Annotated in this window: 37 protein-coding genes and 1 tRNA gene; 34 read left to right on the top strand and 4 right to left on the bottom strand. The window is 32.9% G+C overall.

All coding sequences use genetic code 11. The features are described 5' to 3' along the window. Window positions 1–152: 152 nt before the first annotated feature. Genes BUA73_RS11970 through BUA73_RS11960 form a run of 3 tightly spaced genes read right to left on the bottom strand, consistent with a single transcriptional unit; the run spans window position 153 to window position 2,230 of the window. Window positions 153–1,316 (bottom strand): tyrosine-type recombinase/integrase, encoded by a 1,164-nt coding sequence (locus BUA73_RS11970; RefSeq protein ID WP_072904357.1) that lies wholly within the window; start codon window positions 1,314–1,316, stop codon window positions 153–155. Between the two features lie 2 nt (window positions 1,317–1,318). Further along, on the bottom strand, window positions 1,319–1,738 hold the full coding sequence (locus tag BUA73_RS11965) for an ImmA/IrrE family metallo-endopeptidase (protein WP_072904356.1): 420 nt from the start codon (window positions 1,736–1,738) through the stop codon (window positions 1,319–1,321). 12 nt (window positions 1,739–1,750) lie between these two features. Further along, a complete protein-coding gene (locus tag BUA73_RS11960; RefSeq protein ID WP_072904355.1) occupies window positions 1,751–2,230 on the bottom strand; it encodes a helix-turn-helix domain-containing protein in 480 nt (159 codons plus the stop codon). Between the two features lie 177 nt (window positions 2,231–2,407). Between BUA73_RS11960 and BUA73_RS11955 the strand changes: the two genes are divergently transcribed. Together BUA73_RS11955 and BUA73_RS11950 are read left to right on the top strand one after the other, a co-directional pair. Continuing rightward, entirely contained in the window at window positions 2,408–2,614 is a 207-nt protein-coding gene (locus BUA73_RS11955) for a hypothetical protein (protein WP_072904354.1), read from the top strand. A gap of 140 nt (window positions 2,615–2,754) precedes the next feature. Further along, window positions 2,755–2,952, top strand: coding sequence for a hypothetical protein (locus BUA73_RS11950; RefSeq protein ID WP_072904353.1), 198 nt, complete (start codon window positions 2,755–2,757; stop codon window positions 2,950–2,952). On the opposite strand, the gene BUA73_RS11945 is transcribed toward BUA73_RS11950, so the two are convergent. Next, a complete protein-coding gene (locus BUA73_RS11945; protein ID WP_072904352.1) occupies window positions 2,941–3,321 on the bottom strand; it encodes a DUF2513 domain-containing protein in 381 nt (126 codons plus the stop codon). The genes BUA73_RS11950 and BUA73_RS11945 overlap by 12 nt on opposite strands. A 125-nt stretch (window positions 3,322–3,446) precedes the next feature. Between BUA73_RS11945 and BUA73_RS11940 the strand changes: the two genes are divergently transcribed. The 32 genes from BUA73_RS11940 to BUA73_RS11800 all read left to right on the top strand — a co-directional run bounded on the left by BUA73_RS11940 (window position 3,447) and on the right by BUA73_RS11800 (window position 21,332). Continuing rightward, window positions 3,447–4,223, top strand: coding sequence for an ORF6N domain-containing protein (locus tag BUA73_RS11940; protein ID WP_072904351.1), 777 nt, complete (start codon window positions 3,447–3,449; stop codon window positions 4,221–4,223). An 11-nt stretch (window positions 4,224–4,234) separates the two neighbouring features. Then, the gene (locus tag BUA73_RS11935; RefSeq protein ID WP_072904350.1) at window positions 4,235–4,525 is read left to right on the top strand and encodes a ubiquitin; all 291 of its coding nucleotides are present in this window, start codon (window positions 4,235–4,237) and stop codon (window positions 4,523–4,525) included. Between the two features lie 2 nt (window positions 4,526–4,527). Then, window positions 4,528–4,785, top strand: a complete 258-nt coding sequence (locus tag BUA73_RS11930; protein ID WP_072904349.1) for an excisionase family DNA-binding protein — start codon at window positions 4,528–4,530, stop codon at window positions 4,783–4,785. Window positions 4,786–4,905: 120 nt separating this feature from the next. Beyond that, the gene (locus tag BUA73_RS11925; RefSeq protein ID WP_072904348.1) at window positions 4,906–5,166 is read left to right on the top strand and encodes a hypothetical protein; all 261 of its coding nucleotides are present in this window, start codon (window positions 4,906–4,908) and stop codon (window positions 5,164–5,166) included. 16 nt (window positions 5,167–5,182) lie between these two features. Then, complete coding sequence (locus tag BUA73_RS11920; RefSeq protein ID WP_072904347.1) at window positions 5,183–6,856, top strand: AAA family ATPase; 1,674 nt, start codon at window positions 5,183–5,185, stop codon at window positions 6,854–6,856. A gap of 2 nt (window positions 6,857–6,858) precedes the next feature. Continuing rightward, complete coding sequence (locus BUA73_RS11915; protein WP_072904346.1) at window positions 6,859–7,656, top strand: RecT family recombinase; 798 nt, start codon at window positions 6,859–6,861, stop codon at window positions 7,654–7,656. Beyond that, window positions 7,656–8,438: a PD-(D/E)XK nuclease-like domain-containing protein gene (locus BUA73_RS11910; RefSeq protein WP_072904345.1), complete on the top strand. Its 783-nt coding sequence runs from the start codon at window positions 7,656–7,658 to the stop codon at window positions 8,436–8,438. Before BUA73_RS11915 ends, BUA73_RS11910 begins: the two co-directional genes overlap by 1 nt. Window positions 8,439–8,447: 9 nt before the next feature. Further along, the gene (locus BUA73_RS14160) at window positions 8,448–8,597 is read left to right on the top strand and encodes a hypothetical protein (protein ID WP_178139270.1); all 150 of its coding nucleotides are present in this window, start codon (window positions 8,448–8,450) and stop codon (window positions 8,595–8,597) included. A 9-nt stretch (window positions 8,598–8,606) separates the two neighbouring features. After that, the gene (locus tag BUA73_RS11905) at window positions 8,607–9,437 is read left to right on the top strand and encodes a DnaD domain protein (RefSeq protein ID WP_072904344.1); all 831 of its coding nucleotides are present in this window, start codon (window positions 8,607–8,609) and stop codon (window positions 9,435–9,437) included. Beyond that, window positions 9,346–10,176: an ATP-binding protein gene (locus BUA73_RS11900; protein WP_242942387.1), complete on the top strand. Its 831-nt coding sequence runs from the start codon at window positions 9,346–9,348 to the stop codon at window positions 10,174–10,176. Before BUA73_RS11905 ends, BUA73_RS11900 begins: the two co-directional genes overlap by 92 nt. Before the next feature lie 37 nt (window positions 10,177–10,213). Further along, window positions 10,214–11,041 (top strand): hypothetical protein, encoded by an 828-nt coding sequence (locus BUA73_RS11895; protein WP_242942385.1) that lies wholly within the window; start codon window positions 10,214–10,216, stop codon window positions 11,039–11,041. Then, window positions 10,953–11,276 (top strand): hypothetical protein, encoded by a 324-nt coding sequence (locus tag BUA73_RS14410; RefSeq protein ID WP_242942384.1) that lies wholly within the window; start codon window positions 10,953–10,955, stop codon window positions 11,274–11,276. The genes BUA73_RS11895 and BUA73_RS14410 overlap by 89 nt, the downstream gene beginning before the upstream one ends. Window positions 11,277–11,288: 12 nt before the next feature. Beyond that, window positions 11,289–11,537 (top strand): hypothetical protein, encoded by a 249-nt coding sequence (locus BUA73_RS11890; protein WP_072904343.1) that lies wholly within the window; start codon window positions 11,289–11,291, stop codon window positions 11,535–11,537. Next, window positions 11,518–11,946 (top strand): hypothetical protein, encoded by a 429-nt coding sequence (locus BUA73_RS11885; protein WP_072904342.1) that lies wholly within the window; start codon window positions 11,518–11,520, stop codon window positions 11,944–11,946. Before BUA73_RS11890 ends, BUA73_RS11885 begins: the two co-directional genes overlap by 20 nt. 1 nt (window position 11,947) lies before the next feature. Next, window positions 11,948–12,346, top strand: a complete 399-nt coding sequence (locus BUA73_RS11880) for a single-stranded DNA-binding protein (protein ID WP_072904341.1) — start codon at window positions 11,948–11,950, stop codon at window positions 12,344–12,346. Window positions 12,347–12,398: 52 nt separating this feature from the next. Next, window positions 12,399–12,992 (top strand): hypothetical protein, encoded by a 594-nt coding sequence (locus BUA73_RS11875; protein ID WP_072904340.1) that lies wholly within the window; start codon window positions 12,399–12,401, stop codon window positions 12,990–12,992. Between the two features lie 86 nt (window positions 12,993–13,078). Continuing rightward, entirely contained in the window at window positions 13,079–13,330 is a 252-nt protein-coding gene (locus tag BUA73_RS11870) for a Lar family restriction alleviation protein (protein ID WP_072904339.1), read from the top strand. Then, the gene (locus BUA73_RS14155) at window positions 13,314–13,472 is read left to right on the top strand and encodes a hypothetical protein (RefSeq protein ID WP_178139268.1); all 159 of its coding nucleotides are present in this window, start codon (window positions 13,314–13,316) and stop codon (window positions 13,470–13,472) included. Before BUA73_RS11870 ends, BUA73_RS14155 begins: the two co-directional genes overlap by 17 nt. Continuing rightward, window positions 13,472–13,864, top strand: coding sequence for a hypothetical protein (locus BUA73_RS11865; RefSeq protein WP_072904338.1), 393 nt, complete (start codon window positions 13,472–13,474; stop codon window positions 13,862–13,864). Before BUA73_RS14155 ends, BUA73_RS11865 begins: the two co-directional genes overlap by 1 nt. A gap of 2 nt (window positions 13,865–13,866) precedes the next feature. Next, entirely contained in the window at window positions 13,867–14,094 is a 228-nt protein-coding gene (locus BUA73_RS11860; RefSeq protein WP_072904337.1) for a hypothetical protein, read from the top strand. Window positions 14,095–14,126: 32 nt separating this feature from the next. After that, complete coding sequence (locus tag BUA73_RS11855; protein WP_072904336.1) at window positions 14,127–14,372, top strand: hypothetical protein; 246 nt, start codon at window positions 14,127–14,129, stop codon at window positions 14,370–14,372. A 31-nt stretch (window positions 14,373–14,403) separates the two neighbouring features. After that, window positions 14,404–14,736 (top strand): hypothetical protein, encoded by a 333-nt coding sequence (locus tag BUA73_RS11850; RefSeq protein ID WP_072904335.1) that lies wholly within the window; start codon window positions 14,404–14,406, stop codon window positions 14,734–14,736. After that, on the top strand, window positions 14,723–15,148 hold the full coding sequence (locus BUA73_RS11845) for a YopX family protein (protein ID WP_072904334.1): 426 nt from the start codon (window positions 14,723–14,725) through the stop codon (window positions 15,146–15,148). Before BUA73_RS11850 ends, BUA73_RS11845 begins: the two co-directional genes overlap by 14 nt. Before the next feature lie 2 nt (window positions 15,149–15,150). Further along, window positions 15,151–15,528, top strand: coding sequence for a hypothetical protein (locus BUA73_RS11840; protein ID WP_072904333.1), 378 nt, complete (start codon window positions 15,151–15,153; stop codon window positions 15,526–15,528). Between the two features lies 1 nt (window position 15,529). Then, a complete protein-coding gene (locus BUA73_RS11835) occupies window positions 15,530–16,048 on the top strand; it encodes a hypothetical protein (protein ID WP_072904332.1) in 519 nt (172 codons plus the stop codon). 226 nt (window positions 16,049–16,274) lie between these two features. Beyond that, window positions 16,275–16,349, top strand: a tRNA-Asn gene (locus tag BUA73_RS11830). Between the two features lie 130 nt (window positions 16,350–16,479). Further along, the gene (locus tag BUA73_RS11825) at window positions 16,480–17,043 is read left to right on the top strand and encodes a hypothetical protein (protein ID WP_072904331.1); all 564 of its coding nucleotides are present in this window, start codon (window positions 16,480–16,482) and stop codon (window positions 17,041–17,043) included. Window positions 17,044–17,244: 201 nt separating this feature from the next. Further along, complete coding sequence (locus BUA73_RS14150) at window positions 17,245–17,403, top strand: hypothetical protein (RefSeq protein ID WP_178139267.1); 159 nt, start codon at window positions 17,245–17,247, stop codon at window positions 17,401–17,403. 278 nt (window positions 17,404–17,681) lie between these two features. Then, on the top strand, window positions 17,682–18,146 hold the full coding sequence (locus BUA73_RS11815; protein ID WP_341465317.1) for a terminase small subunit: 465 nt from the start codon (window positions 17,682–17,684) through the stop codon (window positions 18,144–18,146). Beyond that, window positions 18,139–19,482, top strand: a complete 1,344-nt coding sequence (locus BUA73_RS11810; RefSeq protein ID WP_072904330.1) for a terminase large subunit domain-containing protein — start codon at window positions 18,139–18,141, stop codon at window positions 19,480–19,482. The genes BUA73_RS11815 and BUA73_RS11810 overlap by 8 nt, the downstream gene beginning before the upstream one ends. A gap of 1 nt (window position 19,483) precedes the next feature. Further along, window positions 19,484–19,705 carry a hypothetical protein gene (locus BUA73_RS11805; RefSeq protein ID WP_072904329.1) on the top strand — a complete coding sequence of 74 codons (222 nt, stop codon included), beginning with the start codon at window positions 19,484–19,486 and terminating at the stop codon, window positions 19,703–19,705. After that, window positions 19,692–21,332, top strand: a complete 1,641-nt coding sequence (locus tag BUA73_RS11800; protein ID WP_072904328.1) for a phage portal protein — start codon at window positions 19,692–19,694, stop codon at window positions 21,330–21,332. The genes BUA73_RS11805 and BUA73_RS11800 overlap by 14 nt, the downstream gene beginning before the upstream one ends. Window positions 21,333–21,334 lie beyond the last annotated feature (2 nt).

Here is a 21,334-nt window from a genome sequence, read left to right as displayed (position 1 = left end):
CCAGTTGGTCGGGAGTTCGAATCTTCTCTGACGCACCATAAACTATTGAAATGACTAAGTTCTTGAATAAAGGATTTAGTCATTTTTTATTAGTTTCCCACACTTTTCCCACAATAATTTTTAATAAAAAATAAATGTGTTATTTCCCACACTTATATGAAATATTTATTTAATGTCTCAACAGCAGTTGTTTTTTTCTTTGGCATTACATGTGTGTATATATTAGCTGTTATAGACATATTGCTATGTCCTAACAATTCTTGTACTGTTTTTATAGGGACATCATTTTCAAATAGTTTAGTAGCAAATGTGTGCCTTAAAGCATGAAATTTTCTGTAAGGTATATTTGCTTTCAATAATATTTTCTTAAACTTTTTAAGCAAGTTTGAAGCATCTATATTTGTTCCAAGTTCTGTGGTAAATATAAAATCATTATCATTATAGGAACTACCAGCTCTAAACTTTTCTTGTAATTGCATTCTCTTGTGATTTTTTAAAGAAGTAATTAATTTTGAAGGCATTGGAATCGTTCTTGCTGAACCCCTTGTTTTGGGTGCTTGCACTACAATTTGATATCGTTTGTTTCCATTGCTATCTATATTGGCTACATTTTTTACACTTCTTTTTATATCTATGGTTTGCTCATCATAATTAATGTCTTGCCATTTTAAGCCTAAAAGCTCACCTTCACGCATTCCAGTACCAAGTGCCAATAGATACAAGGCTTCAAGTCTATCACCTTTAATTTCATTCTTTAAGCGTTCTAATTCTTCATCTGTAAACACTTCAATTTCACGTGTTTTATTTTTTGTTGTATCTTCTGGTATTATTATCTTTTTTGCATCACATGGATTTCTTACTATGTAACCCTGTAATACACAGTAGTTGAAAAATTTCTTTAAAAGTTTATTAAGATTGTAGATCATGCTACTGGTACAACCATCACTAAAGAGTTTATTGTAATGTTTTTGTATTTGCATGGTAGAAACATCTTTTAATATAAGAGTATATAGGGCTGTATCCTTTATATAATTTCTATATATACCTTCATATCGTTCGAAGGTAGAAGGTTTAACGGATAATTTAACCACTTCAAATAGCCAAGTATAGAGAAACGTGCCTAATTGGATGGTACTGCGATTGTTAGCTCCAGCTCTCACGTCTTCTAAATATTCATCTCTTTTTTGCTCAGCTTCCTTTTTGCTTTTCCCATAAAACTCTTTTCTTATTAATTTACCTGAAGAATCTCTTCCAATGCTGGCGGTAACTCTAAAATATTTGCTACCATTCTTTTCATAGTTGGTTTTTATCGCCACAATTACCCCTCCTTAAGGTACTTATTTGTTTCATATCTACATTTATAATAATTCACACATGCGTGTAAAAAATTTATGGTTACACCAAGTTCTTCAGCTATTTCATAATCGAATCTTAGTCCCATTTTAAAAGTTTTAATTAAGTCTTGTATTGGTATTAGCTTTTTATAACCATATCTACGTGCTAATTCTTCTTGCTTGGCATTGCATATATCTGATAAGTCGGTTATATCCCCAACTGTTGTGTAAAAATGCCCTAGCTCTTCAGCAAGGACACATTTCTTTTGCACGTTGTTTAAATTCTTGTTTACAGCAATAACATTGCCTTTGCATAATCCCCATTCTTTATTGTGACTAAGTGGAATTTCTTTAAAAACAATCCCTTTGTTTAATACTTCATTAACCAAAATACTATACTCCAAGAGCATCACCCCTTATCTCTTACACTTGTCGTAAAATTCATCAAATAGTTTGTTTGCTTCATCTTTCTCTTCTTCAGTTAAATCATCAGCATGTGCTGCAACTGGAATTAAATATTCGGCTTTTTCTTCAGCTACCGCAGCACACATCTCATCGTTATGTATGTACTTATTTATATATGTAAGTTCTTCAACTCTTTTTTTTGCTTCATTTTTACCAAAGTTATTTAGTTTTCTGAAGTTTTCTAGCAGAGCTTTTTCTTCATATTCTAATTTGAATAATTGTGAGGAGTCATCCTCCCAACCTAATAGGTAGCATGGAGAAACTTCAAAAATTTTTGCCATTTCCTGAATGGTAGATCTTTTTATATTCTCTATTATTCCAGATTCGTATTTATAAACGGCAGCTTTCTTTACCCCTATTTTGTTAGCAAGTTCATCCTGGGTTAATCCTTTGCTAATTCTCAAAGATTTAATTCTTTCACCTACATTCATTTTTACACACCTCTTTTTCTTTGTATCTTAATAATATCATTTTTTAGAAAGCTTTTCAATTATTTTTTAAAAAAGTATCTTAAAAAGATTAAAAAACTTATTGACAATTATAAAAAATATAATTATAATAAAAGTATCTTAAAAAGATACAACAATTTTCCGAGAAAGGGGTAAAAAATGAATAAGCTAAAGTTGAAATCGTTTATGGTTTTAAATTGTGACACATTGGAAACTTTATCTAAGGCATTAGGTATAACTACAGTAACATTATGCTATAAAATGAATGAGTACAAGGGTTCAGAATTTAAGCAAAGTGAAATTGCTTCAATAAAAGAACGATATAATTTAACTCCAAAAGAAATAGAAGAAATTTTTTTTAATTAAAAAGTGTCTTAAAAAGACACTCAAACGAAGCTCCAGTATAAAATCACACTTCGCTGGTTCTAAGGAGATGTACAGGACAAGCTACTATAAAAACTTTTAGTAGTCTAAGAGGAAAAGATTAAAGAAAGGAAGTGTAGAACGTGGTAATAGCGTTATTATTAATAGCATTAATGCTTGCAATAGTAAAACTTGTGTTAGAACATATAAAATTCTTATCAATTATTTACTGGTTAGCACTTAAAGGAATTAAGGAGCCAAATGAACTTGAAATGAAATATGTCACTAGCCAAGTTATTAAAAATATGGGTAGTGACATAAGAAGGAAACTAAAAATGTAATTTGATACTTTCTGATATGACATTGATAGCTATTTCTTTGAGAGTGCTTAAAGAAAAAGAACCAACACTTTTGGCAATATCTTTTGTTTTATTCCAAGTGGAATCACTTTTAATGTTTTCTAAGAATTCATGCCCATTATAAGTTAAATCATATATGCATTTAATCGCTGGAGTATGGTGGCCACACAAGGTAACAAGGGTTGCTTCTAAATAGTTAGCTTCATTCAATTTTAAACAAGCATAGTATATTTCTTCTATTGTGTAATGAGAAAGCTTTTTATGTAATGATTCTAATGTCATGCGAGTATCTAAATCATTAGCTTCAACAGTTAATAAAATATCTCTAACACAATTAGGATTTAATTTCACAATTAACACCACCTTTCATAATTATTTCAGTTTGGCAGAACTGATAATTAAAGTATAAGTGGGAAATTGCAACAATTCAATGATAATAGAACCCATATAAGGGATTAAAAGAAAGGAATGATTAAATGAATGAATTAGTATCAATAAGCTCAAAGAAAATATCAATTAAAGAGTTTAGAGAGCAAAGAGTAGTAACTTTTAAAGATATTGATATGGTACATGAAAGAAGTGAAGGAACTGCCAAAAGAAATTTTAATGAAAATAAAAGCCACTTCATTGAAGGAACAGACTATTATTTTGTAAAACCTAAGGATGTTGAGATGTACGAAATTCGTACGTCTGAAATAAACAATGCTGGTACTTACTTAATAACAGAAAGTGGATATCTTATGCTAGTGAAATCGCTTACAGATGATTTAGCTTGGAAAGTTCAAAGGGATTTAGTCAATAATTATTTTAGAGTTAAAGAGGTAACAACAGGATTAAATAATTTAAGCCCACAACTTCAACTTTTAATTAACATGGAGCTTAAGCAAAAGCAACTTGAAAATAGCATACAAGAAACTCAAGAAGAGGTGCAAGCTATAAAAGATGTAATAACTTTAAATCCTAATGCAGCATGGAGAAGGGAAAGCAATAGAATATTGAATGCTGTAGGTAATAAAACTGGAGATTTTAAGAAACCTAAAGAAACTGCCTATAATGCCTTAAAAGAACGTGGAAAGTGTAGACCTAGTGTTCTAGTTGCTAATTTGAAAAAGAGAGCTCTAGCTAATGGGATAGCACCAAGTAAAGCAGAAAAACTTAATATTTTAGATGTGTTAGAGAACGAACCAAGGCTTAAAGAAATCTATGTAAACATAGTAAAAGAGATAGCTATAAAAGAAGGGATTAGAGTATAGGAGGAATTTGTATGAGCAAGAAAATAAGAACTGAAGAAATAAGCTTAAATATTATGTCAGGAACAATTATCTATATTGATATAGACACTTTTAGGTTTCTGTATGATGAAAATGATATGGGATTAGTAAAAGTTAGCTTCCTTGATGGTGAAGAATATAAACATTTTGAAAATGTTTTTTTAGAAGAAGATGAAGTTATTGTCGAACATGAAGATTTGAGAAGAGTAGCTTTGAACTGGATTTTTGACAACGTAGAGATAGTTGCCAAGGGAAAAGTAATTGAAAGTGTTAAGGAGGAATAACGATGGATCTAAACAAGGAAGATTTAAAAGAAATAATAGTAGCGGCTATAAAAGAATCAACTAAGAAACAAAGCATAAAAAAGACACTTACAATAGATGAAACTGTAAAGTACACAGGTATAGGAAGAGAAAAAATAACTCAATTAGCACATGGCCAGAATGATTTCCCTAGTTTCAGAGTAGGCGCTAAGTTTCTTATAAATAAGGACATGCTGGATGTATGGCTTGAGAACATTGCTAAACAGAAAGTAGTTTTATAGGAGGTGTATCAATGCACTTAACCACATTTTTAACCTACATGTCATTATGCAAGCAAAGTAAAATTGCTCCAACATGGGAAGGACTATTGATTTTTAGAGAGATAGAAGGGAGGTGTAACCATGACAAAACTGGAAATTTTAGATGAAAAGCTACTACCAAACTTAGATACATTCCTTCTGGAGCAGTGCATAAAAAGTCTTTTAGATAAAACAGGCGAATATCCAGGGCTATTAACATGCAGTACTGAAACATTTAGGAAGATTGCTATATTGGATTATTGTTTAAAAATAATAAAGGTGAGCAAATGCGTAGGTAAAAAAGAGACAAGCGGCTCTGCAAAGCCAACTTGTCATAAAGCAAATAAATCAAGTAAATTATAACAGATTTTAAGGAGGAATGAAAGTGAAGATTTCAAGATTAAGTATAAAGAATTTCTTAGGAATAAATGAAACTGAGTTAGATCTTAAAAAAGTTAATTATGTTAAAGGACCTAAAGGAAGTGGTAAAACTTCTATACTAGAGGCTATAGAAAAGCTATTTACAAATAAAAATCGTAGAACTGAATTAGTTAAGCATGGTGAAACTGAAAGCTGTTTGTATGTTAAGACTGATGATGGTCTAGAGATAGATAGAAAGCTTAGGACAGATAAAGCAGATTACTTAAAGGTCAGGAAGAATGAAGCAACAGCACCTAGTACTGAAACGTTCTTAAGAAGCATGATACAAGGTCAAATATTTAGGCCTTTGGATTGGATTAATTTATCTATCCAGGAGCAGACAAAGAGCATTTTATCCATGTTGGAAATAGGTTGGACCATGGAACAGATACAAGGTTGGTTTGGAGAAATACCTTCCAATATCGACTATGACATGCATATATTGCAGATTTTAAGAAGTATAGAATCAAAGTATTTCAAAGAACGTGAAGAAATAAACCGTGAAGTTAAAGAACTAGAAATACAAGTTAAAGGAATGATGGACGAATTGCCAGCAGGTTATGATTCGGAGAAATGGAGAGATAAAAAACTTCAAGATTATTATTCTAAAGTAACTGAGGCACAGAAGATTAATCACTGGATAGATGAAGCAAAAACACTTAAGGAGAACTATGAAAGCAAAGTTGCTTCAATAAAGGCTCAAGCCGAAGGTGAGAAGTCTAAAGTCAAACTTAAATACAATGAACAAAGGCAGGATATTAAAGATATTATTGAGTTATCAAAGGGAAGAATTGATAAAGCTAAAGAGTTTATAACGAGTGCCAATGAAAGAACTGAAATAGAGCTTTCTAAGCTTGATAATGAATTTGATGCAGAGTATCAAGCTTTACTTCAAAAGTATGCTGAGAAGAAAGATTTAAAGCGTAAAGAAATACTTTCACAGGTAGATGAACAAAAAGATTTGATTTCTATAAATGAATCAAAGATAGCAGCAAAAGAGCAGGAGCTACGAGGTTTAGACGAATTAGAAGATCATGAATACAGTGCTATTGATGAAAAGGAAATTAATGCATGTGAAGCCGAAAGAATAAGACTTGGTAAAGCAGCAGAATACTTAGAAAGCAATACACCAGTAGATATTACACCATTGCAAGCTCAAGCAGAAGAAGTTGAGAGAATGCAGTCTTATATTAGAGAGTATGACAGAATGTGTGACATAAGGGATAACAGGCTTACACCTAAAAGAGAGTATTCCGCTTTATTAACAGAAAAAATCATCAAGGCAAGGGAATTACCTGGCGAACTATTAAAGGTCGCTAGAATGCCAATACAAGGCATATCTGTAGACAATAATGGATTAATCAGAATAAATGAAACGTTAATAAGTGATTTAAGTGATGGTGAAAAATTAGATCTATCATTGACAATTGCTAAAGCTCAATGCGGAGAATTAAAGCTTATATGTCTTGATAGATTCGAAAGTTTAAACCCAGCAGCTAGAAAAGAGTTAATTTCTCAGATGGTTGATGATGATTATCAATATATCATTACTTCTACTGAATCAGATGATTTCGAGATAGTTCAATTTGATAGTGAAGATGATGTAAATAAATATTTTGAGGGGGATAAGTAGAAATGGCAGATAGTAAAAAAGAGTTAATTTTAAAGGAATCGTATAGTGTTTTAGATAGATTAATTGAAACAAAAATAAGTGCAATGCCTAAGGATTTCAACAGGACAAGGTTCTTACAAAACTGTATGACAGTACTTCAAGACACAAAGGATATAGAAAAATGCCAACCTATTTCAGTTGCTAGAACACTTTTGAAGGGAGCTTTCTTGGGGTTAGATTTCTTCCAAAAGGAATGCTATGCCATACCATATGGAGGAACATTGCAGTTTCAAACTGACTATAAAGGCGAAACTAAGATGGCTAAAAAATATAGTATAAGACCTATAAAAGATATATATGCAAAAGTTGTTAGAGAAGATGATCTATTTGAAGAAGAAATAAAAGAAGGACAACAATTTGTGAATTTCAAGCCTATTCCTTTTAGTGATAAACCTATTATTGGAGCTTTTGCAGTTGTATTGTATCAAGATGGTGGGATGGAATATGAAACCATGAGTAAAACTCAAATTGAAGGTATAAGAGACAATTTTAGTAAGATGAAGAATGGTTTAATGTGGACCAAGACACCAGAAGAAGCTTATAAGAAAACAGTCTTAAGAAGACTTACAAAAAAGATTGAAAAGGATTTTGATACTATAGAGCAGGCAAAAACATATGAAGAAACATCAGACTCTGAATTTAAGAAAGAAGAGAAATGTAATGAAAAATCAGTATTTGATGTTGAATATAGTGAAGTTGAATCAGAGGAACTTGAGCAACAAACAATGCTGGAAAATTCACCATTTGGAGGTGAGCAGTAATGGAGCTAACACATGATAATTATTTTAGTACTGAGGCAGATAGAGAGTTTTTCTCTGTCTCCCAGTTCAAAGCTTTTAGAGAATGTGAAGCTAAGACAATGGCTAAGCTAAATGGAACATGGGTTGATGGTGAAAACGATGCATTTACATTAGGTTCATATGTACATTTATGGTCCGAAGGTGGTAACCTAGGAGAATTTAGAACACAGCACCCAGAGATGTTTAAGAAAGATGGAACTTTACTTAAGAAATTTGAGGTTGCCGACAAGATGATAGAAACATTAGCCAATGATCCATTAGTTGAAAAGGTAAGAGAAGGCCAAAAAGAAGTTATTATGACTGGTGAACTGTTTGGAACACCATGGAAAATAATGATTGATATTTATAACCCAAGCAAAGGGGTATTTGTAGATTTAAAGACTACTAGAGAGATAAGTAAAAAATACTGGAATGAAGAATTGAGGGTTAAACAGAACTTTATTGAGTATTATGATTATCTTCTACAGATGGCAGTATATGCAGCAGTAGAAAGGCAAAACAGAGGCGGAGAAGAGTATTTGCAACCACATATTATAGCTGTTAGTAAAGAAGAAATTCCGGACAAGGCAATTATTCTTATGGGTACAGAATATATAGAGGATAAATTATTAGAAATTGAAACGCTATTGCCTAGATTTATAAAAGTTAAGAATGGTGAGGAAGAACCTATAGGATGTGGTCATTGTGATTATTGCAGAAGTATTAAAAAGATAGATAAAATACTACATTACACTGAATTGTAGGTGATTCACATGAACCAATTTGATGAAGAGATAATAAGGCAAAAACAATATTTTATAAAGGAAGAGAAGGAAGCAATCCTTAAGTTAGAGCTAGAGATAATGAGCCGCAAAAGGGGTATAGCACAAATGCAATTACAGATTAGAGAATTACAAGAGTAGGAGGGAACAATGGATAAGGCACCAAAAGGATTTATAAAACTGGACAGGTCAATATTTGAACATTGGATTTTCCAAGATGCTGAAAAGTTTAAAGCATTTGTTGACCTTATCCAATTAATGAGATGGAAAGATGAAACATTGATTTTAGGTAATGAAGTTGTTGTTATACCTAGAGGAAGTTATTACACTTCCGAGCTGAAATTAAGTGAAAGATGGGGTTGGAGCAGAAACAAGACCAGAGCTTACCTCAACTTGCTAGCAAAAGAGCATATGTTGATTAAAAAAGGTACAGCAAAAGGTACAACTCTAACCCTTGCAAATTATGAGGTTTACCAAGGTGAGGGTACAACAGAAAGTACAACAGAAGGTACAGCAAAAGGACAACAGAAGGTACATCAAAAAAACATCAAAAGGTACACAAAAGAAGAAGTTAAAGAAAGAGAAGAAGTTAAAGAAGTTAATAAGAATATAAGAGAGAGCACTCACTCAACTGAAACCTTAGATCTTATTAAATATTATTCTGAGTTGTTACCAGGACAAGATATATCTACACATGTGGCTACTCTTAACATTTGGATAGAAATGTATTCTTATGAGTGGACCAAAGAGGCTATACAAAAATGTGTAAGTAACAAAGGTAGATTTATTAAAAGTTACGTAGAGGTAATATTGAGGAATTGGGCTAGGGATGGCAAGGAGGAAAGAAGCTATGGAGCATATACAAATACCGGTACTACAAAGGCTATTAATGAAAAGCAAGAAGCAGAAGGCGACAGACTTGCGAGAAAAGCAATCGAAAAATACGGAAGTACACTGGAAGATATTAAATGCGACTTCTGATTGTCCTTATCATGAATGTGATGGTTCTGGATTAATACAGATGATAAGTGATGATGGCGATTTTAAGACTAGATTCTGCAAATGTAGAGAAGAGAAAATATATGCCAACAGGTTAAAGTTTGCAAATATACCCAATGAGTTCGAAGAGCTTACAGTAAACTCTTTCGATACGAAAGTGTACTGCAAACAAGAATCTCAAATAATCGCAGCGGCAGCAAAGAAAATGACTGTGAAATACATTACAAACTTTGATAAGTTCGCAGAATTGGGGAAGGGGTTATATTTCTATTCAACTACTAAAGGCAGTGGGAAAACTAGGCTTGCAGTAAGTCTAGGGAATGCTTTGTTAAAGAATAACAATGAGAGAGTAAAGTTTATAACATGTTCAGATCTACTCAAAGAGATTAAAAACACATACAACAAGGATAGCAAATATACAGAAAGCCAGCTTATAGAGAGCATAAATAATGTTGGTGTATTAGTTATAGACGATATAGGGGTAGAACAGCCTACAAGCTGGGTAAGTGAAATGCTATTTAACATCTTTGATAATCGTATGAAATATAAAAGAATAACTATATTAACCAGTAATGACACCATAGAAGGGCTAAAACATGATGATAGATTAAAAAGCAGACTAGTGAAAATGTGTATTCCAATAAAAATGCCTGAGGAAGATATAAGGCAAAAACAAGGCAAGAAGGAAAATGAAGAGTTACAAGAATTTCTATTGAAATAGATTTAGAAAAGAAATTATTAGGATGGGAGGAATAGGAGTGGGGTTAAATGATGAAGAATGGAGACAAAATAAGAAAAGGAAGAAACAAGCCTTCATGGCATTACAGAATCTTCCTTATGAAATAAAAATAAGAAAAGCGGAAATAAGAGCTAATGAATTTTATAATGAAATGGTCAAAAGAGGTTTAGAATGCCACGTAAGCGTAGGCGGATTGGATAGTATAACTCTATTAATATTTTTAAGAAATATCGGTATAAATGTACCGGCAGTATCAGTTTCAAGTTTGGAAGACAAGAGCATACAAAATATACATGATCAGCTTGGGATTATCAAAATAGCACCATATAAATCTAAAGTTGAAATTCTGAATGAAGTAGGATTCCCAGTGATAAGTAAAAAGCTTGCAGGGAGAATAGAAACATTACAGAATCCAACAGAAAATAATAAAACTGTGCGACATGCAATTATTACTGGAGAGTGTGGAGCACAAGGACATTTTGCAAAAAACAGTAGAATGCAACTACCTAAAAAATGGCTAGAACTTTTTGCTGGAATGGAAAACAAAGAATATGGAACTCATTATAAACAAGCTCCTTTTAAAATATCAAACCAATGTTGTTATTTCATGAAGGAAAAGCCTTGCGGAGATTGGGGTAAAAAACATAATAGTTATCCTTACTTGGGGATTATGGCAAGTGAGGGCGGGCAAAGAGAAGAAAGTCTTGTAGATCATGGATGTAATTATTATGGGAAAACAGTAATAAGAAGTGCACCATTTGCAATTAGCATTAGACCTCAATGTCCCAGTGCCAGAAATCTACGGAGAAATAAAAAAGGACTTTACAGGGAAACTTTATACAACTAAGGCACAGAGAACAGGGTGCAATATGTGTGGCTTTGGAATCCACATGGAGAAGCGACCTCATAGATTTGATAGGCTTAGGCAACGTAACAAGAAAGAGTGGGAATTCTGGATGTATAGCTGCATAAAAGATAAAGAAACAGGTGAGAAATATGGCTGGGGAAAAGTACTAGACTATATCGGAGTAGGCTGGGAAGATATCCCCTTAGAGGTTGAACAATTAAGTTTTGATATATAGGAGGAATAACAAATGTTAGAGATAATATTCGCCTTTTTAGGTGCAGCGGTAGGCTTCGGGACATGTGCAATACTTAACACATTAAAGGACAAGCCTAAGCAGATAGATGTAAAACAAGAGCTAATATATCTTACAGAACAGGTTTACAGTTGCAAGAATCGTATAGACAACATGGAAATGCACAACACCATGGAACATAGCAAAATAATATGCAGATTGGGGGAAATGGAGGTGTTCCAGAATGGGAAAGAAGATAGATGAGGCAAAAGGTAAGAAAATAGCTATATCTATAGCTAAGGACATAATAGAGAACGGACTAACATTAAACCAAGCTGGAGTTAAGCACAATATCGGTGCTACATCAGCAAGTAAATACGTCAGAATGTTTATAGAAGATAAGAAAATTATTGAAGCTTTCAATAAAAATCTGCATTATAACAAAATTCATTGTCCTAAAAGTGAACGTGAAATTAAAAAATATAGCGGAGGAAAGATTGAAGTCACACAGCTTATAGACTTCTACAATATTTATGCGGAATGTGATGAACCCAAACATGCAATAGCAGAAGGGAAAAGAGCTGCCAAAACTACATGGGAAATAGCAGAAAAGGAATATAGGAAATGGCGCAATGAATATGTAACACGATTTAATAGGATTAGGAGGAATTAATATGAATAAAGTCGTTTTAGTAGGAAGGCTTACAAAGGATCCTGAACTTAAATTTACTCCTGGAGCAGGAACTGCAGTAACCACATTTACTATTGCAGTAAATCGAAAGTTCAAAAAAGAAGGACAACCTGATGCAGATTTCCTTCCTGTGGTTGTGTGGGGCAAGGCAGCGGAGGCAACAGCACAATATATGGCAAAAGGTAGACAAATCGGAATCTGTGGGCGTATAGAAACAAGAAGCTATGAAGCTAAGGATGGAACAAGAAGATATGTTACTGAGGTAATTGCTGAGGAAGTTGAATTTTTAGGAAGCAAAACAGATAGTGGAACAGTTGATAATACTCCAGAGTATGGGAACGATGTAACACCGATAGAAAATGAAGAAATCCCTTTTAATTAAAGAGTTATAGCTCTCTATGATAAAAAGCTAAAAAATTAATAGGAGGTCATATATGGGATATACTCACGGAAAAATGTGGAACGATAAAAATATAGAGGAACAGATTAGAAAGGTTACTAAAGAACTTAACATAACTAGAATGCCTAGCAATTCAGAAATAATAAAGATAACTGGAAATCATTGTTTGTCAAATGCGATAGCTAAGAGTGGTGGATTTAAACATTGGAGCACAATATTAAATTTAGAAATAAAGAAAAGTGAAACAGGATTAGGTAAAAAATATGAAAGAATATGCGGTAATATTCTTAAAGAAAAAGGTTATAAAGTAGAACAAATGTCAGTAAAGCACCCATACGATTTATTGGTAAATGGCTGCGTAAAAATAGATGTTAAGGCGAGCAATAGATTTAAATATAGTAATTCTGGGTTTTGTTATACTTTTAATCTTGAAAAAATAAATCCTACATGCGATTTGTATGTATGCTTTTGCATAAATGAAATTGAGGTAGAAAAAGTATTGATAATTCCAAGCAAGTTTCTAAAAATATCTCAATTAAGCATAGGCAATAAAAGTGAATATGATAAGTTTATAAATCAGTGGGAATACGTAAAGCAATACGACGAATTTTATAAAGCTATAAAATAGCACTTTTAAGGCTCTTAAATTACAATATAAGCAATTCACCTACAAAGCATTTAAGAGCCTAAAACAAAGAAAATGGAGTGAAAAATATGACATTAAAAAATTGCCCGTTTTGCGGTGGCAAAATGGAACCGGAAGTTATGTGTTTTCAAAAAGCTTATGAAGAAGATTACCAAAAATGGTTAAATGAAAATAACAAATTACCTAGTGTAGCAACAGGATACAATACAGGCTGGATAGTGCGTTGTTATCATTGCGGTGCTAAGAGTAAAGAAGGATTGACAAAAGAGGAAGTAGCTGAAGCATGGAATAGGAGGGAGAAACGTGAAGATAATAGATAAGGTTTTAGACGAAAACGAATATACTGAAGAAGATTTAATCGAATGGAAATGTCCTTACTTTTATGGGTTTGAACGTCCAACCATTGAGGAGTGTCACAGCATGACGTGTGAACAATGCTGGAACAGGGAGGTAGAAGAGTAATGAATGAAATAGAGAAGCTCATAGAAGCTTTAAAAGAAAATTTAAATAGCACAGTTAAAAAACAAGGGAGTGCATTATTTCCAACAACACGCAATTTACAGCTTGGACTTTGGAACACAGATGTAGTTCTCATGGCAAAGAAGAGCTGTGAAGAATCTACAGAAACTTTAGAAGCAGCAGTTATGTATCAGCTAGAACCAACATGGGAGAATGTAAAGAATTTAGCACAAGAATCTATAGAGACAATTCAGATGTGTTTCAATATGCTAAATTACTTAGAAAAAATAGGTGTGATAGTCATACCAGAAGAGATAAGAGACCATAATCGCAAGATATATGCAAGAGGTTGGGAAGTCGATACATCTCTCAAATTAGAAGTTAAGGAGGGGTAACAGTGATTAACATAATCTACAAAGTAGGAGATAAAATTAAAGTATTAAGCGGTTGTTCGGTGCAGGTAAAACAGGGCAATGCGAAAAGAGATCAAAAAAAAGTAAAAGGAATGAATGGGAGAATAATCGAAGACTACGAGCACTTCTACCTAGTGCAGCACAAAAACTTTAAAGAGTGCTACAGCAAAGCTAGTCTTTTGTGTAAAGACACAATATTTAAAATTATGTAAATTTAAAGCGACATAAGGTAGGTGAAAATATATTGAAAGCAAAAGAAATTAATCAATTACTAAAAGTAATATATGATAAGGATACAACTACTGTGGAAGAGAAAAAGGCTCTACTGGAAGCTTGCGGTTGCGTTTGGGCTCACAGAAAGAAAAAAGTTGTCAATGTGGGGTCGTTTATGGAAATGCTCTATGAACATATGGGATTCCAGTATGATGTTGAGGTCAAAACTACTGAAACAGAAACAGAATTTTATGTTAAAACATTCAAAAAGCGATAGTTTGCAATTTAAAAATAATAGGAGGTAATGCATGACTAATAGTAAACAGAAAGGAGCAAGAGGAGAGCGAGAACTCTCTTCTAAGCTCCGAGAATATGGATATGATACAAGACGAGGGCAACAATATTGTGGAGCAAACGGTGATGCAGATGTAGTTGGACTTCCTGGTATTCATATTGAGTGTAAACGTGTTGAAAGACTTAATATATATGATGCCATAGGACAAGCTAAGAGTGACGCAAAACATGGTGAAATACCTACAGTTTTTCACAGAAAAGACCGCTGTGAATGGCTAGTGACTATGACATTGAAAGATTGGATTGATATGTATAAGGAAGGGAGAAAAGAGAATGAGGAAGATTAAGCTTAGAGCATGGAACAAAGAATTAAAAATTATGGATTATGGGAATGGAGAATTAACAGGGTATAATGTTTTTGATTGTAGTCCAGCGAAAGCAGTTAATGATATTATAAATGAAAATTATCCAGAGTTAGAATGGATGCAGGACACAGGCTTAAAAGATAAGAATGGAAATAAGATATGGGAAGGCGATATTGTAAAAATGCACTATTTCTTTGAGGACTATGACCCTAATACATTGGGTAGGTTTGAAAATGAAACAGAAATAGCTGGAAAGGTATTTATAAACGAATATGGGAACGGGGTTATTGCAAATGATTTAAGTTTTTACTTCAATGAATATATAGAAGACCCAAATGAAGAACTTGAAGTCATAGGCAACATTTACGAAACCCCACAGCTATTGGAGGTGTAAAAATGAAGGATATACCAAGTCATTTACAGTGTGCCTACTGCGAAAGAAATAGAAATCGTGGTGGGGAATGCAACGGTGAAGAAAAAGGATGTTTATTCTTCAAAGCTGATAAAAGAGGATGCATAAGAAATAAAAATTTAGAATTGCCAGTTAGGGTTTATGATGAGGCACCTTTGATAAATAAATGGTATGATGGCTACACATTAAATGGAGTTGATACAGAAATACGCGTCAGAAGAATATTTGGCTTCAAATGGGATGAACGAAAGGGGCTCATGTATATTTATTGTGACTGCGATTATTTCGTAAATGAATTCCATGAGGATTATAAAGAACCAAGCAAGAAACCTAATTTGATAGTGATTAAGGGAGGGCGGTAGATTGGACAAGGAACTGTTTAGAAAAACAGAAGGTAAGCTATATAGATACTACAGGCAGAAAAGAAAGATAGAAGGTTATAATAGGCAAATAGAAACACTAGAACGCAGCATAGAAGAAATAGAGCAAAACATAAGAGATACAAATGTTACTATAGATTATTTCCAAAATGGACAAGGAATAGAAGAAAGAGTTCAAACAAGTAGTACAGGATCTAGTTATGCGGAAAGTCAAATTATTAAGGCTATAACGTCACTGGAGAAAGAACTTGGTTTTAAAACTAGGAAGATTGTAAAACTTAAAGCCAAGGTAAGAGAAACAAAAGAATTTATCTCATACATGGAATATAACTTAAGCATGCTAGAAGAAGAAGATAAACAGTTTATAGAACTTAAGTACGGAGACGGAAGAAACATAATCTATATTTCGCAAACATTAAACATAGCACAAGCCACTTGTTATAGGAAAAGGGAAGAGTTAATTCATAATATAGCACAGTTTGAAAATTTGATAAAAAAATGAGAAAAAGTTGATAAAATACACCTATGGAATGTGTTAGAATATAGTTAATCCCAATTAGGGAAATACATTTTTGTTTGTAACACATGTATAGTTCTCATTGCGGGCCGTCAACCCGCAATACATACCAGGCAAAGGCTTGGAGTACAAAAGATAAACTTATTAATCCCCCCAGATTAATTTATAATGTGCCAAGAGCGCCTCTTAACAATGCCAACTTGGTACACATGGAATTGTAACTCAACGGTAGAGCAATCGGCTGTTAACCGATAGGTTGAAGGTTCGAATCCTTCTGGTTCCGCCAATAGACAGATAAAACATGAATACTCCTCCTAGAAAAACATCTTAACTTGGTTAGGGTGTTTTTTATTTCTAATATTTTGAAGGAATTTTGAAGTTGATGGAGAAATATATGGTAAGGGGGGAGATAAAAAATGAATGTTAAAAAGATTTACCGGAAAATGAAAATGATTGGAACAATAATTATATCAATAATATTGATAGTAATGAAGCTTTCATTTATATTATCTGCATTAATACAACTAGCAGAAATTGGTTTATGTTGTGTTAAAAGACAAAAAATAACAGATTCGTTTGTTATAAATGAAAAAAAGAATAGAATAGAACAAGTAATCGGAAAGAATATGCTAATTAAGGTATGGAAAAATGATTATTATAAAAATAAGTATAAATTGCTTGAGGAACTGAAAAAAGTTGATTTTAAAAAGGCAATTTCTAAAAATAAGAAATTAATAGGTAAAGAACTTAACTGTGAAACTAATTTAGTGATATATAAACATGTATTAGAAAAACAGATAGGAAGTAAAAATATAAGAGTAGATGAAGAATCAAAAATCCTTACATTTCAACCAATCGAAAAGTTATTATTTATGAATGGAAGAGTCATTTGGAGAAACTTATTCAATGTAAAATTTTGGAGATATATATTTAGAAAAGAAACTATAAAAAAATATTATTTTACAATAGAAGAATCTTAATATTTAAGGTTCTTTTTTATTTTGGGAGAAGGTGTTTAGAATAGATTTATTTCACCAGAATAATATAAAAGACTGAACTAAAACAGATTTTCTAAATACAAGCATATATAAGTCTAATGACCATGCACAAGATAAGAAAATATTACACAAGTTAGCCAGAAGTAGACTAAAACAACAGCTATTTTTGAAAGAAGGTTAAGTATGAAAGATTTGATTTGGTTCTGGAAAGCAAGCAAAGTATACACGAAGTATAACTATATGAAATTATTTTTTAAATGGTGGAGACCATTACGTAAGTTTATGAAACTATCAAAGGATGATAGAATACAGTTTAAGAAAAATTCAATGAAATTTCTTTAAAGAACTCTTAACAGGGTTCTTTTTATTTTATAAGGAAGGTGAGAACATATTAAATATTTATACAAATCTTAAATGTAAATGTTGTAAAAAAGAATTAATCTTAATAACGGAAGAATTACTAAGTATAGATCCAGATAGATATTTAGTATGTCCTTACTGTAGTAATAGAAATATAGTTGTACAAGGCTCAACAGATAACTTAAGGGAATGTATGGGTCATAGTTCATACAAGAAGGTCCATGGAGCTATAAGGCAAAAATAAAAAAGGAGGTGGCATTGTGGCTAAGTTAACACCAAAGCAAATGGCATTCTGTGATTATTATATAGAAACAGGCAATGCCACTGAAGCAGCAAAGCAAGCAGGGTATAAACAACCACATGTACAAGGTAGTCAGAACTTAGAAAAACTTAGTATAAAATCTTATATTGATGAAAGAATGAAACAACTTGAAGATGAACGTATTGCCAATGCTAGCGAAGTATTAAAACATCTTACAGCAGCTATGAGAGGGAAAATCGTGGAAGATGTTGTTGTAGTTGAGGGTGAAGGTGATGGATATTCTTCAGCAAGAGTTATAAAAAAAGAAATAAGTGCCAAGGATAGAATAAAAGCAGCTGAGCTCCTAGGAAAGAGATATAGATTATTTGTAGATAAGGTAGAGACAGATGTAACGGCCACAGTAAATTCAACCGAAAAGCTTGATTCGATACTTTCGCAATTAAATGGTGATGAAGATGAGTAAAGCTTATAAGTTATCCCTAAAATATAAGGATTTCTTAAAATGCAAAGCACCAGTAGAATTCCTTGAGGGCACGACAGCAGCAGGGAAAACAACAGTGGGAATTGTGAAATTCATGTTTAATGTTGCTAAATCAAAAAAGAAAATGCATGTTATAGCCTCAAAGACTACTGGAGTATGTGAAAAAAACATAATTCAAAAGGAATATGGCATTACAGATGTATTCGGGGATTTAGTCAGATACAACGGTAATGGCGATAAGGACAATAAAATACCACATATAAGATATAAAACACCTAATGGTGAAAAAATAATATATATTTTAGGTTATGATAATATTGATAAGTGGAAGATGGCCCTGGGTTCGCAATTTGGTTGTGTAATGATAGATGAAATTAATACAGCAAGCATTGAATTTGTGAGAGAGATATGTACTAGATGTGATTACTTATTGGGCACACTTAACCCAGATGATCCTAATCTACCAATCTATAGTGAATTTATAAATTGTAGTAGACCTTTAGAAAAATATAAGAATGATGTTCCTAATGAAATAATGGAACAACTAAATAGCGAGACTAAAAAGAACTGGATATACTGGTTCTTTTCTTTTTATGATAATTTAAGTTTAAGTGAAGCAGATATTGAAAAAAAGAAGTTAAGTGCTCCAAAAGGAACAAAACTTTATAAGAATAAAATACAGGGCCTAAGAGGCAGGGCAACAGGCTTAATATTTAGTAACTTTGAAAGAAAGAGAAATATAATAACTAAGCAGCAAGCCAAAATATACAATTATATACACTACACATGTGGAGTTGATACGGCTTACTCTAGTAAATCAAAAGACACTATAGCTTTTATATTCCAAGGTATCACAGACGAAGGTATGCTAGTAACCCTAGATGAAAAAGTTTATAACAATAAGGATTTAAATACTCCTATTGCTCCAAGTGATACAGCTATTAAACTGTTTAATTTCTTAGAGAAGAATAGGAACGAATGGGGGCTTGCAAGAGACGTATTTGTAGATAGCGCAGACCAAGCAACCATAACAGAACTTAAGAAATTTAAGAGACAACACCCTTGTTTTTATAACTTTATTAATGCCTATAAGAAAGTAACTATCCTAGATAGAATAAATTTTCAGCTAGGGTGGATAGGAACAGACACAGAACATTATTATGAGGTAGTAGATACCTGTACTAATCATATACAAGAATTAGAGACCTACAGTTGGAAAGAGGATAAGGACGAGCCAGAGGACGCAAACGACCATACAATAAATGCTAATCAATATGCATGGATACCTTACAAAGTTAAGATAGGAGTTGGTAAATAATATGTACGCTATTAGAAATAAGAAAACTAAAAAATGGGTATTCGGAACTGATCATAGATATTCACCATTGAAGCAAAGAACTTCCCATGAAAAAGCGATTATATTTGGTGATAAAGAAGATGCAGAACATAATTTCAATATTAGGAAGTGCAACAAGGATTACGAAATTGTAAAAGTAGAGCTAAAGATTATTCAGGAGCTGGTAAATAATGAATTGGTTTAAAAAGTTGGTGATAAAAATGTTAAATATACAACCCGCACAAGATAAGAAAATAACAATAAGAGAGCCTTTAAGCTTTGAAGGTAATGTCATGAAAAATAGAATATGGTATCGTGGTGAAGCTAGTGAGCTAGACCAATTTTTCAAACAGAGTGCTTATGATCTTGTCTCAAAGTCTAGATTTTGGGCGGCAGTTCCCTCAAACGATTTAAACGTTAGAAAGGTTCATAGTGGGTTACCAGCAATGATAGTTGACAGGCTTGCTGATATGGTAGTGTCAGATGTAGATAGCATTGATATAGACGATAAGGGTTTACGGGCCATATGGGACGAAATAAGCAAAGATAATAAGTTTAATGAGTTATTAGGTGAAGCCATAGGAGAAACACTTGTAACAGGAGATGGTGCTTTTAAAATAACGATAGACACAGACTTGACGCCATACCCAATAATAGAATATTACAGTGGTGAAAAAGTAGATTACAATTTCAAACGTGGAAGGCTCCAAGAGATATTATTCTATACAAATTATACAGTAGGCAGTAAAGATTATAGGCTAGAAGAGGTGTTTGGACGAGGGTATATAAGATATAAATTATACAATCATGAAGGAAAAGAAGTGCCTATAACAGCCATAGAAGAGACTAGTAGTTTGTTAGATACAACCTTTACTGGTGACTTCATAATGGGTATACCTATGAAATTCTTTAAGTCTCATAAATTTATCAATAGGGGCAAAAGTATATTTGATACTAAGTCAGATAGCTTTGACGCACTGGACGAAACTGTATCGCAATGGATTGACGCTATAAGAGATGGAAGAGTAAAACAATATATACCAGAGGACCTAATACCCAAGAATCCAACCACAGGGGAATCACTAAAACCAAATAGTTTTGACAATAAATTCATAGCAGTAGGCTCTAGTATGAAGGAGAATGGTTCAGATGAAATCAGTATACAACAACCATCTATAAACTACGAAGCTTATGTAAATACCTATGCTAGCAACTTAGATATGTGCCTACAGGGTATCATAAGCCCGGCCACATTAGGAATAGATCTAAAGAAAACAGATAATGCAGAAGCTCAAAGAGAGAAGGAAAAAGCAACTCTTTACACAAGAGGAAAGATAGTTGATTCTTTAACGGAAGTAATACCAAGACTTGTTGATATAGTATTGAAAGTGCAGGATTTAATGCATAGTAAGAATCCACAAGAGTATGAAATTACTATAAGCTTTGGAGAATATGCAAGCCCTTCATTTGACAATAAGGTTGAGACTGTAGGCAAGGCCAAAAGTTATGGAATAATGTCAACTGAACAATGCATTGAAGAACTTTATGGAGATACTTGGACTGATGAGGAAAAGGCAGAGGAAATAGCAAGGCTTAAGGAGGAAAATGGAGTTGTAGGCATGGAAGAACCTGAGGTTAGTATGGATGATGAGGATATAGAAGAAACATCAACTTCAAGCCTTTTAAATGGTGCTCAAATTCAATCAATGCTTAAGGTTATTGAGAATGTAAAAGCTGGCAATATAACAAGAGCCAGTGCAATATCTATTATTTCATCATCTTTAGGAATAAGTAGAGAAGTCGCTGAAACCTTCATGGAAGAACAAATGTAGGT

This window comes from Hathewaya proteolytica DSM 3090 (genome assembly GCF_900142225.1).
Lineage (GTDB): Bacteria > Bacillota > Clostridia > Clostridiales > Clostridiaceae > Hathewaya > Hathewaya proteolytica.
This window is presented reverse-complemented; position numbering and strand designations above follow the sequence as displayed.